General features: G+C 46.4%; 14 protein-coding genes. 11 read left to right on the plus strand and 3 right to left on the minus strand.

Annotated features, from left to right (window positions below):
- Nucleotides 1–307: 307 nt before the first annotated feature.
- Together ACR64J_RS00865 and ACR64J_RS00870 are read left to right on the plus strand one after the other, a co-directional pair.
- Entirely contained in the window at nt 308–946 is a 639-nt protein-coding gene (locus ACR64J_RS00865; protein ID WP_435950066.1) for a hypothetical protein, read from the plus strand.
- Between the two features lie 32 nt (nt 947–978).
- The gene (locus ACR64J_RS00870; protein WP_435950067.1) at nt 979–1,938 is read left to right on the plus strand and encodes an aminotransferase class IV; all 960 of its coding nucleotides are present in this window, start codon (nt 979–981) and stop codon (nt 1,936–1,938) included.
- Here the strand turns inward: ACR64J_RS00870 and ACR64J_RS00875 are convergent, their stop codons facing one another.
- Nucleotides 1,939–2,130 (minus strand): DpnD/PcfM family protein, encoded by a 192-nt coding sequence (locus tag ACR64J_RS00875; protein ID WP_435950068.1) that lies wholly within the window; start codon nt 2,128–2,130, stop codon nt 1,939–1,941.
- Between the two features lie 170 nt (nt 2,131–2,300).
- On the opposite strand from ACR64J_RS00875, the gene ACR64J_RS00880 reads away from it, so the two are divergent.
- Nucleotides 2,301–2,795 carry a hypothetical protein gene (locus ACR64J_RS00880; RefSeq protein WP_435950069.1) on the plus strand — a complete coding sequence of 165 codons (495 nt, stop codon included), beginning with the start codon at nt 2,301–2,303 and terminating at the stop codon, nt 2,793–2,795.
- A 42-nt stretch (nt 2,796–2,837) separates the two neighbouring features.
- Here ACR64J_RS00880 and ACR64J_RS00885 read toward each other — a convergent pair whose 3' ends face one another.
- Entirely contained in the window at nt 2,838–3,602 is a 765-nt protein-coding gene (locus ACR64J_RS00885) for a DpnI domain-containing protein (RefSeq protein ID WP_435950070.1), read from the minus strand.
- Between the two features lie 325 nt (nt 3,603–3,927).
- Between ACR64J_RS00885 and mltG the strand changes: the two genes are divergently transcribed.
- Together mltG and tmk are read left to right on the plus strand one after the other, a co-directional pair.
- Entirely contained in the window at nt 3,928–5,085 is a 1,158-nt protein-coding gene (mltG, locus tag ACR64J_RS00890) for an endolytic transglycosylase MltG (protein WP_435950998.1), read from the plus strand.
- Nucleotides 5,086–5,183: 98 nt separating this feature from the next.
- Entirely contained in the window at nt 5,184–5,855 is a 672-nt protein-coding gene (gene tmk, locus ACR64J_RS00895; RefSeq protein ID WP_435950071.1) for a dTMP kinase, read from the plus strand.
- A gap of 96 nt (nt 5,856–5,951) precedes the next feature.
- Here the strand turns inward: tmk and ACR64J_RS00900 are convergent, their stop codons facing one another.
- Nucleotides 5,952–8,120 (minus strand): cation:proton antiporter domain-containing protein, encoded by a 2,169-nt coding sequence (locus ACR64J_RS00900; protein ID WP_435950072.1) that lies wholly within the window; start codon nt 8,118–8,120, stop codon nt 5,952–5,954.
- 537 nt (nt 8,121–8,657) lie between these two features.
- Here ACR64J_RS00900 and ACR64J_RS00905 point away from each other — a divergent pair.
- From ACR64J_RS00905 to ACR64J_RS00930, 6 genes are all read left to right on the plus strand, one after another.
- On the plus strand, nt 8,658–10,034 hold the full coding sequence (locus ACR64J_RS00905; protein ID WP_435950999.1) for a Do family serine endopeptidase: 1,377 nt from the start codon (nt 8,658–8,660) through the stop codon (nt 10,032–10,034).
- 206 nt (nt 10,035–10,240) lie between these two features.
- A complete protein-coding gene (gene dapA / locus ACR64J_RS00910) occupies nt 10,241–11,146 on the plus strand; it encodes a 4-hydroxy-tetrahydrodipicolinate synthase (RefSeq protein WP_435950073.1) in 906 nt (301 codons plus the stop codon).
- A 39-nt stretch (nt 11,147–11,185) separates the two neighbouring features.
- A complete protein-coding gene (locus ACR64J_RS00915; protein WP_435950074.1) occupies nt 11,186–11,500 on the plus strand; it encodes a hypothetical protein in 315 nt (104 codons plus the stop codon).
- A 110-nt stretch (nt 11,501–11,610) separates the two neighbouring features.
- Nucleotides 11,611–12,324 carry a phosphoribosylaminoimidazolesuccinocarboxamide synthase gene (purC, locus tag ACR64J_RS00920; protein WP_435950075.1) on the plus strand — a complete coding sequence of 238 codons (714 nt, stop codon included), beginning with the start codon at nt 11,611–11,613 and terminating at the stop codon, nt 12,322–12,324.
- Nucleotides 12,325–12,474: 150 nt separating this feature from the next.
- A complete protein-coding gene (locus ACR64J_RS00925; protein WP_435950076.1) occupies nt 12,475–13,104 on the plus strand; it encodes a DNA-3-methyladenine glycosylase in 630 nt (209 codons plus the stop codon).
- Between the two features lie 47 nt (nt 13,105–13,151).
- Nucleotides 13,152–13,463, plus strand: coding sequence for an NGG1p interacting factor NIF3 (locus ACR64J_RS00930; RefSeq protein WP_435950077.1), 312 nt, complete (start codon nt 13,152–13,154; stop codon nt 13,461–13,463).
- The last annotated feature ends 76 nt before the right edge of the window (nt 13,464–13,539 follow it).

Below are 13,539 nucleotides of genomic sequence, written 5' to 3' on the forward strand. Positions count from 1 at the left end.
TGATAAGGGATAAACAACCCTTTAACAAATTTGTACTCGCAGCGATTGTTATCTGTAACGTCATGACTAGTCAAGGCTTAGACACTTAGGTAAACTGTGGACTTTAATATTAATTGTCTACTATGACAATACGCTATGCGCTCAATGATTGGCGCAATTATTGCACTCATCAATAGCAGTAGTGATTTAGTGTAGCTTATGCGAGCTGACGCAAAAACAGCTCAATACGCTCTAAGTAAACATACTATCCTTAGCTTTGAACCCTAAGCTTTACAACGACAAGCCCTTAAGTGTGAGTAAATAACCTATGTGGAACACCCCTTTACAGACCTTTGCCATGACTATAATGATGGCCGCTGGCCTCTCATTGAGTGCTTGTAGTGGTTCTGAGACCCAAGTCAGCGAGACTGAGACGCCAGAGAATACCGAGCAGGTTGTGGTCGAGACCTCAACCGACGCTACCGATTTGGACGGCGCTGTCAGTGATCAAGGCACGCCCGTTGTCTACGAGGTATCCACTTGGAGCACTGAGGCGGTCACGCCTGTAGAGGTAAACGATTTGGACGGTATTACCGCTACTTTGGGCAGCGTCGTCAGTACCGATGAAAACAGCTTGGACTACGCGAGTAATCCGGCGTCCAAATACCGCTTGATGGCAGCCGATCAGCCTTATTTAGATGTCATTGACTCAGATAAGTATCTGGAGCTGGGCTGGTACTACGCCAATCCTACTGACTCAGATGCCGAAAAAGAGCTGAGCCTTAACCATGCCAAAAAAGCGCATACAGCCGTACGCCAGCTCATGGGCAACGATGGCAGTAAGCTGCTTGCCAATATGCTCAGTGGTCAAATCATCAAAAACGAAACTATCGGTGGTCAAAAGGTCGAGCTGGCAAAGTGCGAGTTCTATAGCTGTATGCTCATACTCAATAAGTCAGGCGCTTAAATCCATGAAGCCTGTATCATGAGCTTTGAGTCATGAAGGTTCAGTCGAGCGCTTGGATACGTCTGACGATGCAAGATGAGTCGTCTTTTGAGCCAGTAATAGACGAGCCTGCCGCCCTAACGCCAGACAATCGCGGCATGGCTTATGGCGATGGCTTTTTTACGACGATGGGCGTTATAGATGGCATGATACTCTGGCAAGACTATCATGCCGCCCGCCTAATATCACATAGCGCGGCATTAGAGCTAGGTGTAGACGCGCAAGCTTTGATACATCACTTACAACCTATTGCCGAGCGTCTTAATAAAGGCATGCTCAAGCTTATTATCACTCGCACGCCGCAGCGCACGCGCGGTTATGGTTATAGCCCTGATAATATAGGGCACGCTTGTGAGATATGGCTCAAATCATCCACGTTATCGCTTACCACATCAGTGCATTTGTCTCTGCCAGATGGGCGCACGGTGTTTCAGCAGCCCTTTAAACGCGCTATCTGCTTATCCGCGCAGCTTGCTTGCCTGCCACCAACACTCGCTGGACTCAAAACGCTAAATCGACTCGATAGTGTGCTGGCAAGTGGCGAGCTGCAACGCGTGCAAGCACATACCAATAAGGAATGGGGAGAGGGGCTGGTACGCGACGTGACCAATGCTTGGATTGAGGGTACGATGAGCAATGTGTTCTATCAGCTCATAGAGGCGGGCGATAACATAAAAGCTAATGATAAAGGCGCAAACGTACCGTACTCGATGGACGGTCTAACGAGTGGTCAATGGTACACACCGTCGATGGCATGCTCTGGAGTTGCAGGAGTGATGCGCCAAGTCATCATTGATGCTCTAGCTACTACGGATAAACCTGTTATCATCCGTCCGCTAGCAAATGAGGATTTGCCCAAGCTAAGCCAGATGTTCTTTTGCAATGCGGTACGCGGCATCATGCCTGTATCTGATTTAACATTGTTGACGGGTGAGGTGGTGAGGTTTTGCTAATCATTCCAACCCGAAAATATTAAATTTGGTATCAATCAAATCATCGTAGTTGAGTTCTATATCCTCATTTTTATACCTTTCGCGCGCTTCTAAAATCGCTGATGAGTCGTCTTCGGCAACGACCTCTATAATAGCGCTCATCGTCTCGACTATTTCTATCTCGTAAGTGTATAAGTCTTTTTTAATCGTCATCAGTTCTCTCACTTTCACCAATAATTTGTACAGATGATCCTAGCAAAGGAACTTTGGAGAAGTGATCGTATTATATGAATAAGTGATCGTCTTTTGTTAACCCTACTTGTGTCATAACGCTAATCGATCAATGATTGCCTTTAAATAACTAAGTTAAAAGGTAATTCCTAATGCGAATCAACCCTATAGTGTGTGATGCCCAAACCTCTTACTTGCTGCATACGAAAAAATTAAATCAGCTATATCAAAAAATTGACATATTCTCTAATTGTCCTGTGCGCTATGATGGTAAAGGGTTTAAAAAAGATGATAGTAACAGGCCTTGTGAGTTGTCGAACAAACATTGGTGGGAAGGAGTCGATAATGAGGGTAATCCCTTAGAAAGTTATATAGTAGTTGAATGTCCATTAGGAGCAGAAAACGACTTTTTGTGGCTGCAAGAGTCTTGGATGTTTATTGAGGATGACGTTCATTTTGAATCAGATTTTTTATCTCCAAAAGCTATTGAAAATAGAGAGGTGTTACAGTTAGCTCAAGTTATTGGTTGGCAAGATGCTACTAAGCTTACGCTTGAAAACGCTAGATTACTATTGAAAATTAACGAACTAAAAGTGATAAAAATCAACGATATTTGGTTATGGTCGCTTATAGTGACTGTAGTTTAAAAGATAGAAATTTTATTATTTCTCGAATTCATTATAGTAAGCTTAGCTCAGTTTCTGATAACAACCACGCCCCAAAAACTCAATAACCCCTTTGTCCCGTAGCACCTGCAACTGCTGGCGAATTTTGTCCTTAACATGATTATTATCAGGGTGTTTACGCTGTAATTCGTCGGCAAACGCATAGACCTGTTTTAAATTAAATTTATCATCCAGTTTGTCGATGCAGTGCCAGACATCCAATGTCCAGCCACGTGAAGTTATCGACTGCTCGCGCAAAAACAAGGTTTTTTGAAATTGCTGAGTGACACTTTCGCGCGTTATCACCTGTTTATCTTTTACCAAAAACACTTTTCCAGAATCAGGTACCTTACGCAAGTCAATATTACAGCCGACCCAACCTGCACGTTTGGCACTCGCGGACAAGGGTTTGCGTTTGATAATGATGTCAGGTTTAAAAAATTGCTTAGGTATAATTAAGAAGTTATTGACGCTTAGCTGTGGCGAGTAAGTCAAAAAGAAAAAGCTGGGATTATCATCGCTACTGATACGCTCAATCATCGTGTCATAAGCACCATCATTGATAATTTGGCTCAGTTTGGCTTTTTTACTTTTCAGCTCATATTGTTCGGTGCAAGTTGCACAATAAAAGTCCGCTACGGGCTTATTATTGGCAAAATCAGCTAAGGGTTGAGTACCGCAGTTGGGACAATAACCATTGTCTTTTACCCACGCCTCGCTTAAAACACGAATAATTTGCGGTCCAGACGTATAATTCTTGGCAAGGCTTTGATTAAAGTTTAGATTCATAAGAGATTATCGTTAAAATGTTGAGAATATCACTATAAAAGTATAAATAAAATGATGACCAATAGGCTATATATCTGGTCTTAAACGCCAAGTTAATCCACAAGCTAAGCAAATGCCATTGAAAACCAAGCGGTTCGGTGCTAAATTCTAGCAAACATCTGCCTTTAGAGTTGCCATGAGCACGCCAACACCACCAATACCTCCAAATAAAACTGACGACACCGATGATACCTCGCCGAATACGCGCATTGATGACGCAGGCTATGATAACAACACGGCGGATTCTGTGACTGATGCGAGTACCGATGCGTCCCTACATGACGATATGCAGGACAAAGCACCTATCACTGATGTGTCCTTAATCAGTGGCCAAACCAAACCGCGTAAATACAAAAAAGATAATCCCTCGTTCTTTATGCAGCGTGGCTATCAGATATTGCTCGTCCTTGGACTTATCGCAGCGTTTTTACTCGTCATGGTCTACCAAACCTTGTTTGGGCGACTTGACCAGCCCGCGCAAAAAGTCACGATTGAGCAGGGTGATACCTATTATGGATTGTTGCCGCAGTGGCAGCAGCAGATTCCGCTATTCTCAGCGACAATTGGCAAGCTGTATATCAAATCGCAAGTTGATGCCCCTTTGCATGAAGGGATTTATCAGCTCCCTGAGAACCCAACGATGGCAGAAGTGTTGCACGTACTAGAGCAAGGCGCCAAAGTGGCGATGGTCAAAGTACAAGTTATCGAAGGCAAAACGGCAAACGATCTGTATCAGAATTTACGTGACAATTCAGGCATCAAAAAAGAAGTACTCACAGCAGACGCGGACAATCAGAGCATCGCTGAGGCGCTAGATTTGGTCGGTATCCTGCCAGATTCGGTAACGGGTAGTAATGATCCTATCGTCAGCTATAACTTGGAGGGTTGGTTCACCCCAGATACCTATTACTACGGCGAGGGTGCAACGGACACGCAGGTGCTCACCGATCTGTACAAGCGCCAGCAACAAGCCCTGACCAAAGCGTGGGAGAATCGCGCGCCAGATTTGCCTTATGAGACGCCGTATCAGGCGCTTATTATGGCCTCCATTATCGAAAAAGAAACCAGCGTTGCTGATGAGCGTCCACTAGTGTCAGCGGTGTTTAATAACCGCTTTAAAAAAGGCATGCGCATGCAAACGGATCCAACCATTATCTATGGTATGGGTAGCCGTTATGATGGCAATATTCGCCGCGCCGATATCGATGAAACCACCAGCTACAATACCTATCAGATTGATGGTCTACCGCCAACGCCCATCTCCTTACCGTCGCCAGCTTCCATCGAGGCCACTTTGCACCCAGCAGAGAGTGACGCCTTGTACTTTGTGGCAACAGGAACGGGCGGGCACAAATTTACCGATAATTTGGCGGATCATAACCGCGCGGTACAAGAGTACCTCAAAGTCATGCGGGAGAAAAAATCACAAACGCCGCCTGAATAAATATAAGCGCTTGCTGGTGTCATTGATCTAGCTAGCGCTGATCCAATCGTTCAATTTATTCTAAAATTCGTTACAGATTTTATCAATAAGGCTACCCAATGCCAGTATCAGCAATGATCTCTACTCAAGCCGCGTCCGCTCAAGGGCGCTTTATTAGCTTTGAGGGCACCGAAGGCGTCGGCAAGACTACCGCAATTGAGCAGTTGTGTACGCGCTTGCAAGCAGCGGGTATTGACTACTTGCGCACGCGTGAGCCGGGCGGTAGTCCATTCGCTGAGCGTCTGCGCGCCATACTGCTCGACCCTGCTACCGATATCAATGACGACACCGAACTACTACTACTATTTGCCGCGCGCTGCGATCACGTTCAGCAGGTGATTATGCCAGCGCTGGCACGCGGTACTTGGGTCATTTGCGATCGCTTTGTTGACTCTACAATGGCCTATCAAGGCTATGGCCGCGCTCATGGTGAGCCGCTTATGCGTGCAAAAATAGCGCAGCTTAGCGAGCAGTTTGTCCCGCTTCTGCCTGAGCTGACGTTATGGCTGGATTTACCAGTGCATGAGGGCATGGCGCGCGCAGGTAAGCGCAGCACTGCTGATAGGTTTGAGCAGCAGGCGACTGAGTTTTTTACTTGGGTATATAAAGGGTTTGAGGCGTTGGCAGCAGCTTATCCTGAGCGTATCTGCCGTATTGATGCCTCTGGTACTAGCGATGAGGTTGGCGCGCGGGTATGGCAGGCGGTTGAGGATAGGTTCAATATCACCTAGCATGTGCTTTAACCTATAAACAATTAAAGCAAAGCCCTAGCACTCATCGAGAACTGGGGCTTTTTTACATAAGAATATCGGCTATAGGTAACTTGGCTATTTATTCGCCTTGTCATCTATGACATCATCCGTATCTGGCAAGCGATTGGGATCTAAATCACCACTTTTAGTTCTTGGCGCGGTACCACTACCATTAGCGTTGCTGCTACTTATCGTCGTATCCTTTGATAGCTTGTCTGCATTATTCGTCGTAGCCCCTTTGTTTGTATTGACAGGCTGTTTTTTGTCGATTAGCTCAGGATCTATCACTTTAGCTTCTGCGGTGTTATCACTGACAGGCGCCTGCTCAACGAGTGGCTCGTCACTGACATCAGCGATCAGCTCTTTTTCTTTACGTTTTTCAGGCGCTTTGTATTCAGCCTCAAACTGAGCGTCCGCGTCCGCGCGCGCTTGTATTTGCTTGGCAGTGACATCGACTTCTTTTGGTTGTACCTCATCATCAACGACCAAGGCGATAAGCTTGCGATCGCGTGCTACCACACCGTCGAACTTGTCGGTAATGACGCTCAGCTTACCCTCTTTGTCTATCGTATATAGCGGCACGAACTGCTTGTTGTCCGCTCGATACTGCTCAAAGCTATAGCTGTCTGTGATATTGGTAATCTTGATGCGCGCTTTTTTGGATATCATGCTGGCAAGCTTGGTGTAAGTGACATCTTTGCCAAATAGCCACTGCGATTTAAAGTTAGATTGCTTATCATCGCGCTCGCTTTTGGTTTTTTCATCACTAAATTTGAGGCGGTAGAGTTTACGCTCGCCAAACTCGTGACGATAGTGAATCTCCGACAGCGTGTTCATCTCTTTGTCCATACTCATAGCGAATAAGTGACCGATACCGATGAGGTCTAAATGATTGTCGGCGTGGTCTGAGATAGGATTACCAAAGTAGGTGCGTAGACCGCTCATACGTGCTTTGGCAATGTTGGTATAGTTGTTGTGCGCGACGATAACATCAAAACCTTGATCCTTTAAGGAAGTAGCGACGAGCAGCGCCACCGGGTTTGAGCCGACGACCAAAATACCGTTGGTCTCAGGCTCGCGTACGCCAAGTAGATTGCCGACCAGTTTTGCGCCAAGACCCTGAATCATCACCGTACCAATAATGACCATAAATACCAGTGGTACGAGCAGCTCGACACCTTGAATATCATACTCTTGCAGGCGAATAGCAAACAGGGATGAGATAGCCGCGGCAACGATACCACGCGGCCCAATCCAGCTGATCATCAGCTTTTCATTGGTTTTAAGATTAGAGCCGATAGAGGATGCCCAAACGGATAAGGGACGCGCGATAAACATCACAATAGCGAGTAGCACTAATCCTGCAAAACCGACGCTAAGCAAACTTGCCAGCTCGACACGCGCCGCCAAAATAATAAACAATACTGAGATAAGCAGGACGGTCAACGACTCATTAAATTCCAAAATCGTATCGCGTGGGAACTTGGGCCAATTGGCTAAGGCCACGCCCAGCACCGTCACGGCCAAGAGTCCAGACTCGTGCTCTATATGGTTTGAGATTGAAAATAGTAATAATACGTAGGCTAGCGTAAAGACATTACGCAAAAACTCAGGAATCATATGGCGACGCATCAAAAAGGCTAATAGCCAAGCGCCTGCCATACCGATCGCTGTCGCTAAAACGACGATCTTGGCAAATAGTAATATACTACTAGCCTCACCACCTGAGATGATGTACTCGTACACCAATACCACGGCGATTGCACCGATAGGGTCGATGATAATGCCTTCCCATTTAAGGATATTGGAGATAGTCTTGTTCGGGCGTACGCTGCGCAGTAGCGGCATAATAACCGTTGGCCCTGTCACGCAGACCAGAGCGCCAAATAGTAAAGCGATTAGAGGATCGACATCGAATAACAAATAAGTTGAGAGCGCGACAATCGCGATGGTGATGACCACGCCGACCGAGACTAGTAGCTGCACCACCGATCCATGTTGCTTGATCTCATCGAACTCCAAGGTCAAAGAGCCTTCAAATAAGATGATAGCGACGCCCAATGAGATAAAAGGGAACATCAGCTCGCCTAGTACCAAATCAGGATCAAAGTAGCCTAATACGGGACCTACGATAATACCTATCAATAATAAAAACAAAATGGACGGCTGCTTGAGATACCAAGCTAACCATTGGGCGGCGATGCCAAGCCCAACCACGCCAGATAACAATAGGGCGGTATCCATAAATTAATCCTTTTATAATCTTGTCTTATCACAGTCAACATTTAAGTGAGGTTACAGATAACCTTAAATGCTATAGTCATAAAGACAAAAAACTGCCTGTCACAAGTAGATACAAGCCGATACGGAAAAAATAATAAACAAAGTCAATAATAGTCAAACGCCTATGATTGATAGTGGACATTGACTAGTATTAGCTCGCTAAGTAAATTCTTGGGTTTGTTATCATATCATGATTTTATTTTTTTTATGTTGAGCGTCTTTTACGCGCTATTATTGCCTGCTATCTAAACATGTTATAAAGTAAAACAATACTATACTGCCATGCGCCATCGCTTATTTGCACCTTTGAGCTGTGGTTTTTTGGACTATAACTTTTAAGCAATAACTTATAAAACAGTCTTACAACAACTATAAAAAACCATCTATCAGGAGTCTCTCATGCCTATCACAACTTTGTCACCATCTGCTCAAACCTTTAGCGCCGCGCCCCAATCACGTCGTAAGCACTGGCTACCGCGTACTACTCTAGCGCTGGCTATGAGTATGACGGTATTGACGGGCATCAATGTGGCAGCGATAGCGGATGCTCATGCAGCAGTGACTACGGCTGATTTTTCTGACTTGGTACAACAAGTGACGCCAGGGGTTGCACGCGTGAACGTCACCAAGACAGTCAGCGAAGCTGAGCTGGCACAAGCACAGACCGCTGAGCTGCTGCGTCAATTCTTTGGCGATCGCGTGCGCCTGCCGAATAGGCCTGCCACCCCAGCTATAGAGCATGCTTATGGCACCGCCTTTTTTATCAGCGCTGATGGCTATATGCTCACCAACCACCATGTGGTCGAGGGCGCGGACAAGATAACAGTGACCCTTAATGATCGTACTGAGCTTGACGCTACACTTGTCGGTAGTGATGAGCGTTCGGATGTAGCGGTACTCAAAGTAGCAGGTACGCGGTTCCCAGCATTACCTATTGGCGACTCCAACACTATCAGGGTAGGAGAGCCGGTACTAGCTATTGGCTCGCCCTTTGGCTTTGATTATTCAGCTTCGGCAGGTATCGTTAGTGCCAAATCACGTAGCTTTTCGCGTGAGACCAGCGTGCCGTTTATTCAAACGGATGTAGCACTCAATCCAGGTAACTCGGGCGGGCCGCTATTTAATCAGCGCGGCGAGGTCGTTGGGATCAACTCACGTATCTTTAGCGGTACGGGCGGCTACATGGGGCTGTCGTTCTCGATTCCTATGGATGCGGCGATGGATATCTATGAGCAGCTCAAAGCGAACGGCGAGGTGGCAAGGGCTTATTTGGGTATCTACCCGCAAGATATCGATCGTAACTTGGCAGAGGCGTATAACCTATCTCGGCCACAAGGGGCGCTACTGACTCGTATATCTCCTGATTCTCCTGCACAAAAAGCGGGACTCAAGACGGGCGATATTATATTAAAGTTCAACGATACTGATATTATGCGCGCCTCAGATCTGCTCAATATGATCAATCGCGCGCGTCCTAATGAGACCTTTGCCGCGCAAATACAGCGCGATGGCAAACCGCTGATGGTAAATGGCACCTTTAGCCTAGCGCCAAGCGATGTACAAGCGCAGAGTCGAGATGGGCAAGATAACGAGATACGCCTAGGTCTGCGCCTGCGCAATTTGACGCCAGATGAGCAGGCAGAGCTCAAATCAAACGATAAAGCAGGTATTATCGTCACTGCTATCGATCCTACAGGACTTGCTGCGCGTTCAGGTCTTATGGCGGGTGATATGGTCACCAACTTGCATCAAAAATCTATTGCCAATGTGACAGACTTTACCGATGCCTTGTCCTCATTGCCCAAAAGTGGCGTGGTCACCATTGAAGTTATTCGTCAAGGTATTCCTGCCATTATCGGACTGCGTATCGAGTAATTGACCCTTTACTTTTGCGTAGCCTAGTGGCAATTGAGAGATGGTAGGCAAATCAAAATATGCTACACTAGCGCTCATTTATGATGATAAATAATCGAACAAGGCGAGCCACTTAACGCCCTGTTTTCGCTAATACAGCAGCTTTGGTGCTGCTAAAACACTCAAGCTAAAATACTTAAGCTAAAATACTATACAAAGGCGCAGTTATGAGTACAGCATACGACGATATGAAAACCCGATTACAAGGTTCCATGGTCGCCTTAGTCACGCCTATGATGCCCGGTGGTCAGGTAGATTATAAACGTCTGGCCGCGCTTATAGACTGGCAGATTGAGCAGGGCACGCATTGCTTGGTTGCGGTAGGTACTACAGGCGAGTCGGCCACTTTGTCTATGCAAGAGCACAGCGAAGTTATCCGCTATTTTGTGCAGCATGTCAAAGGCCGCGTCCCTGTCATAGCAGGTACGGGCGCGAACAATACTATGGAAGCCATCAAATTAACGCAAGATGCCAAAGATGCGGGCGCAGACTGTGCGCTTTTAGTTGCGCCTTATTACAATAAGCCGCCGCAAGAGGGTTTGTATCAGCATTATAAGGCTATCGCTGAGGCGGTCGACATGCCGCAAATGCTCTACAATGTTCCTGGGCGTACTGTCGTTGATATCAGTCAGGAGACTGTCGAGCGCTTAGCCGATATCGATAATATCGTTGCCATTAAGGATGCGACAGGCTCGGTCGGTCGCGGCGAGCAGCTCATAAAAACCGTTGGTTCGCGCTTGGTGGTGTTATCTGGCGATGATGGCACAGCGCTTGATCTCATGCACATGGGCGCCAAAGGTAATATCTCAGTTACCGCCAATGTCGCGCCAAAAGCCATGAGCGAAACCTTTAGTGCGGCACTGCGCGGTGATTTTGAGTCGGCGACTGCTACGCATGATGTGGTCAAGCACTTGCACCGCGACCTATTTATTGAGTCAAGCCCTATTCCTGCCAAGTATGCCCTGCACAAAATGGGCATGATAGAAAAAGGCATTCGCTTGCCGCTAGTGTGGCTTGCAGACCAGCATCACGCAACTATTGATAAAGCTTTGGTACAGGCTAACTTGATTTAAGCCTTTATCAAATACAACAGACCTTACAACAGAGATACTATGATGAAGACATCATTTACGACTTCAAAACCTCTTGCCGCTTTATTGGCGCTAGTGCTAGGTAGTACCGTGGTACTCAGCGGCTGTCAAATTGCCAAAGGCTGGTTGTCACAACGAGACAACGGTAGCTTAGAGTATCAAGATAGCCAAAAGCTTGCGCCATTGGAGCTACCAGTAGCTCAAAACACTGCAGCTTTTATACCTTTATATCCGACTCCTAGAGCGGGCGTAAATACGTTAACTTTAGAGAACGAAGCAGGCAAGCAGTATCAATTGCCAAAGCCTGAGCGTACTGTCGCTGTCGTGCCACAATAATTTTTTTATACGGTTTTTGTCAGTATCTAACAAGAGTATAAATCCTTTAGACATCGACAAAAAGCTGCTCGTATTACTACTTTAAGCGTGAACGAATAGGAAACCTAATCATGCAAAAGCAACAACTGCTCTATAAAGGCAAAGCCAAATCTGTATATGAAACTGATGATAGTGATCTACTGATCCTGCATTTTCGTGATGATACCTCAGCCTTTGATGGTGAGCGTATAGAGCAGTTGGCACGTAAGGGCGCAGTAAATAACCGTTTTAACGCTTTTATTATGCAAAAGCTTGATGAGGCAGGTATTGAGACTCATTTTAAAGAGCAATTATCGGATAACGAAGTATTGGTTAAGCGCCTAGATATGATACCAGTCGAGTGCGTGGTGCGTAACTTTGCTGCAGGCAGCCTAGTGCGCCGTTTGGGTGTTGAAGAAGGCCAAGCGCTCAATCCACCAACTTACGAGCTGTTTTATAAAGACGACGCGTTGGGCGATCCGATGGTCAATGAGTCGCTGTCAGTATCTCTTGGCTGGGCGTCTGATGCGCAGCTAGCTGCAATGAAGGAGCTTACGTATAAAGTTAATGAGGTACTCAAAGGGTTATTTGATGATGGCGACTTGATGCTCGTTGATTTTAAGTTAGAATTTGGCGTGTTCCATGACCGTATCGTCTTAGGTGATGAGTTCTCACCAGATGGCTGCCGCATCTGGGATAAAGCGACCAAGAAAAAGCTCGATAAAGATCGCTTCCGTCAATCGTTAGGTGATGTCATCGAAGGCTATGAAGAGGTCGCTAAGCGTATTGGAGTGCCAGCACTGTAAGCTAGACGCCATAGGTTATACGGATAAACTGGGCCATGTGCTCAGTTTTTTTATGCAAAAACTTACGCAATCCTTATCAAATAGGCACGATAAACGTATTAGGATATTTTTATAATAAAGCTCACCTGCGTCAGTAAAAGGTTTGCCTTTATGCCAAAAACCACAACATCCAAAGTTTTACCGCCTCTATGGTTTACTCGCCCGACCTGCGTCGTCGCCGCTGATCTGATCGGCAAAGTGCTATGCCGCACTCTAGTAGACAGCGATGGCACGCAAAAAACCTTGCGCATGCGTATCTCAGAGACAGAAGGCTATATTGGCGAGGCTGATGGTTCAGTCGCCGCTCACATCAAAAAAGATCAAGCCAAGCTCATGTATCAATCAGGTGGCGTCTTTTATGTCTATCTGACCTACGGCGTGCATCTTATGCTCAACCTAGTCACAGGGGCTGCTAACTCTCCTGAATCGGTGCTTATTCGGGCAGGGTTTTTGAGTGCTGAGAGTGACCGACTGGCTGATGAGCAAACACTTAGCGCTGACAAGCAGCTCACTCATCCCAAGCAATTTGCAGGTCCTGGTAAGCTGACTAAGCGTTTGCAGATTGATAAGTCGCTGTATGATAAGCCTATCGATCCTAATTCAGCGGTTTGGATTGAGGACGATGGTTGCGCGCCGCCAGTCTCACTGCGCCCGCGTATTGGCATTGATTATGCTGGAGAGGCCAAAGATTGGCTGCTGCGTTATGTCTGGACCGATCACCCCTCATTGTCTAAAAAGTAGTATTCACCAAAGCTGCTATAAAATAATAGCTTAAAGGAGAAACGCTTATGTATAAGCTCACCGTTTTTATTCCCAAAGAGGCGCTTGAGAGCGTCAAAGCTGCACTATTTGCGGCAGGTGCTGGTCGTATTGGCAACTATGAGCAGTGCTGCTGGCAAGTTAAGGGAGTAGGGCAGTTTATGCCGCTAGCAGGTAGTGATCCGCATATAGGCGCGCACGATAACTTGGCTCAGGTTGAGGAGTGGCGAGTTGAGATGGTCGTTGACAAAAAAGTGATTGATGAGGTTATCAAGGCTCTAAAATCAGCGCACCCTTATGAGACCCCTGCCTATGATGTTATAGCAGTGCTTGATTTTTGATCGACAAAAAAAGGTCAAACAAACATTAAAGTTTGTTTGACCAAAGCGAGCAAGCGTTACAACTGCAGTACATTGT

Origin of the sequence: Psychrobacter sp. DM8, assembly GCF_051307025.1 — a bacterium.
In the GTDB taxonomy this organism is placed as follows: Bacteria; Pseudomonadota; Gammaproteobacteria; order Pseudomonadales; family Moraxellaceae; genus Psychrobacter.

Bases quoted from the DNA above. Each gene is read 5' to 3' on its own strand.
- ACR64J_RS00870 (WP_435950067.1), top strand. From the start codon at position 979: ATGAAGGTTCAGTCGAGCGCTTGGATACGTCTGACGATGCAAGATGAG.
- tmk (WP_435950071.1), top strand. From the start codon at position 5,184: ATGCCAGTATCAGCAATGATCTCTACTCAAGCCGCGTCCGCTCAAGGG.
- dapA (WP_435950073.1), top strand. From the start codon at position 10,241: ATGAGTACAGCATACGACGATATGAAAACCCGATTACAAGGTTCCATG.
- ACR64J_RS00925 (WP_435950076.1), top strand. From the start codon at position 12,475: ATGCCAAAAACCACAACATCCAAAGTTTTACCGCCTCTATGGTTTACT.
- ACR64J_RS00875 (WP_435950068.1), bottom strand. From the start codon at position 2,130: ATGACGATTAAAAAAGACTTATACACTTACGAGATAGAAATAGTCGAG.
- ACR64J_RS00880 (WP_435950069.1), top strand. From the start codon at position 2,301: ATGCGAATCAACCCTATAGTGTGTGATGCCCAAACCTCTTACTTGCTG.
- ACR64J_RS00865 (WP_435950066.1), top strand. From the start codon at position 308: ATGTGGAACACCCCTTTACAGACCTTTGCCATGACTATAATGATGGCC.
- ACR64J_RS00915 (WP_435950074.1), top strand. From the start codon at position 11,186: ATGATGAAGACATCATTTACGACTTCAAAACCTCTTGCCGCTTTATTG.
- ACR64J_RS00905 (WP_435950999.1), top strand. From the start codon at position 8,658: ATGAGTATGACGGTATTGACGGGCATCAATGTGGCAGCGATAGCGGAT.
- purC (WP_435950075.1), top strand. From the start codon at position 11,611: ATGCAAAAGCAACAACTGCTCTATAAAGGCAAAGCCAAATCTGTATAT.
- ACR64J_RS00900 (WP_435950072.1), bottom strand. From the start codon at position 8,120: ATGGATACCGCCCTATTGTTATCTGGCGTGGTTGGGCTTGGCATCGCC.
- ACR64J_RS00930 (WP_435950077.1), top strand. From the start codon at position 13,152: ATGTATAAGCTCACCGTTTTTATTCCCAAAGAGGCGCTTGAGAGCGTC.
- ACR64J_RS00885 (WP_435950070.1), bottom strand. From the start codon at position 3,602: ATGAATCTAAACTTTAATCAAAGCCTTGCCAAGAATTATACGTCTGGA.
- mltG (WP_435950998.1), top strand. From the start codon at position 3,928: ATGCAGGACAAAGCACCTATCACTGATGTGTCCTTAATCAGTGGCCAA.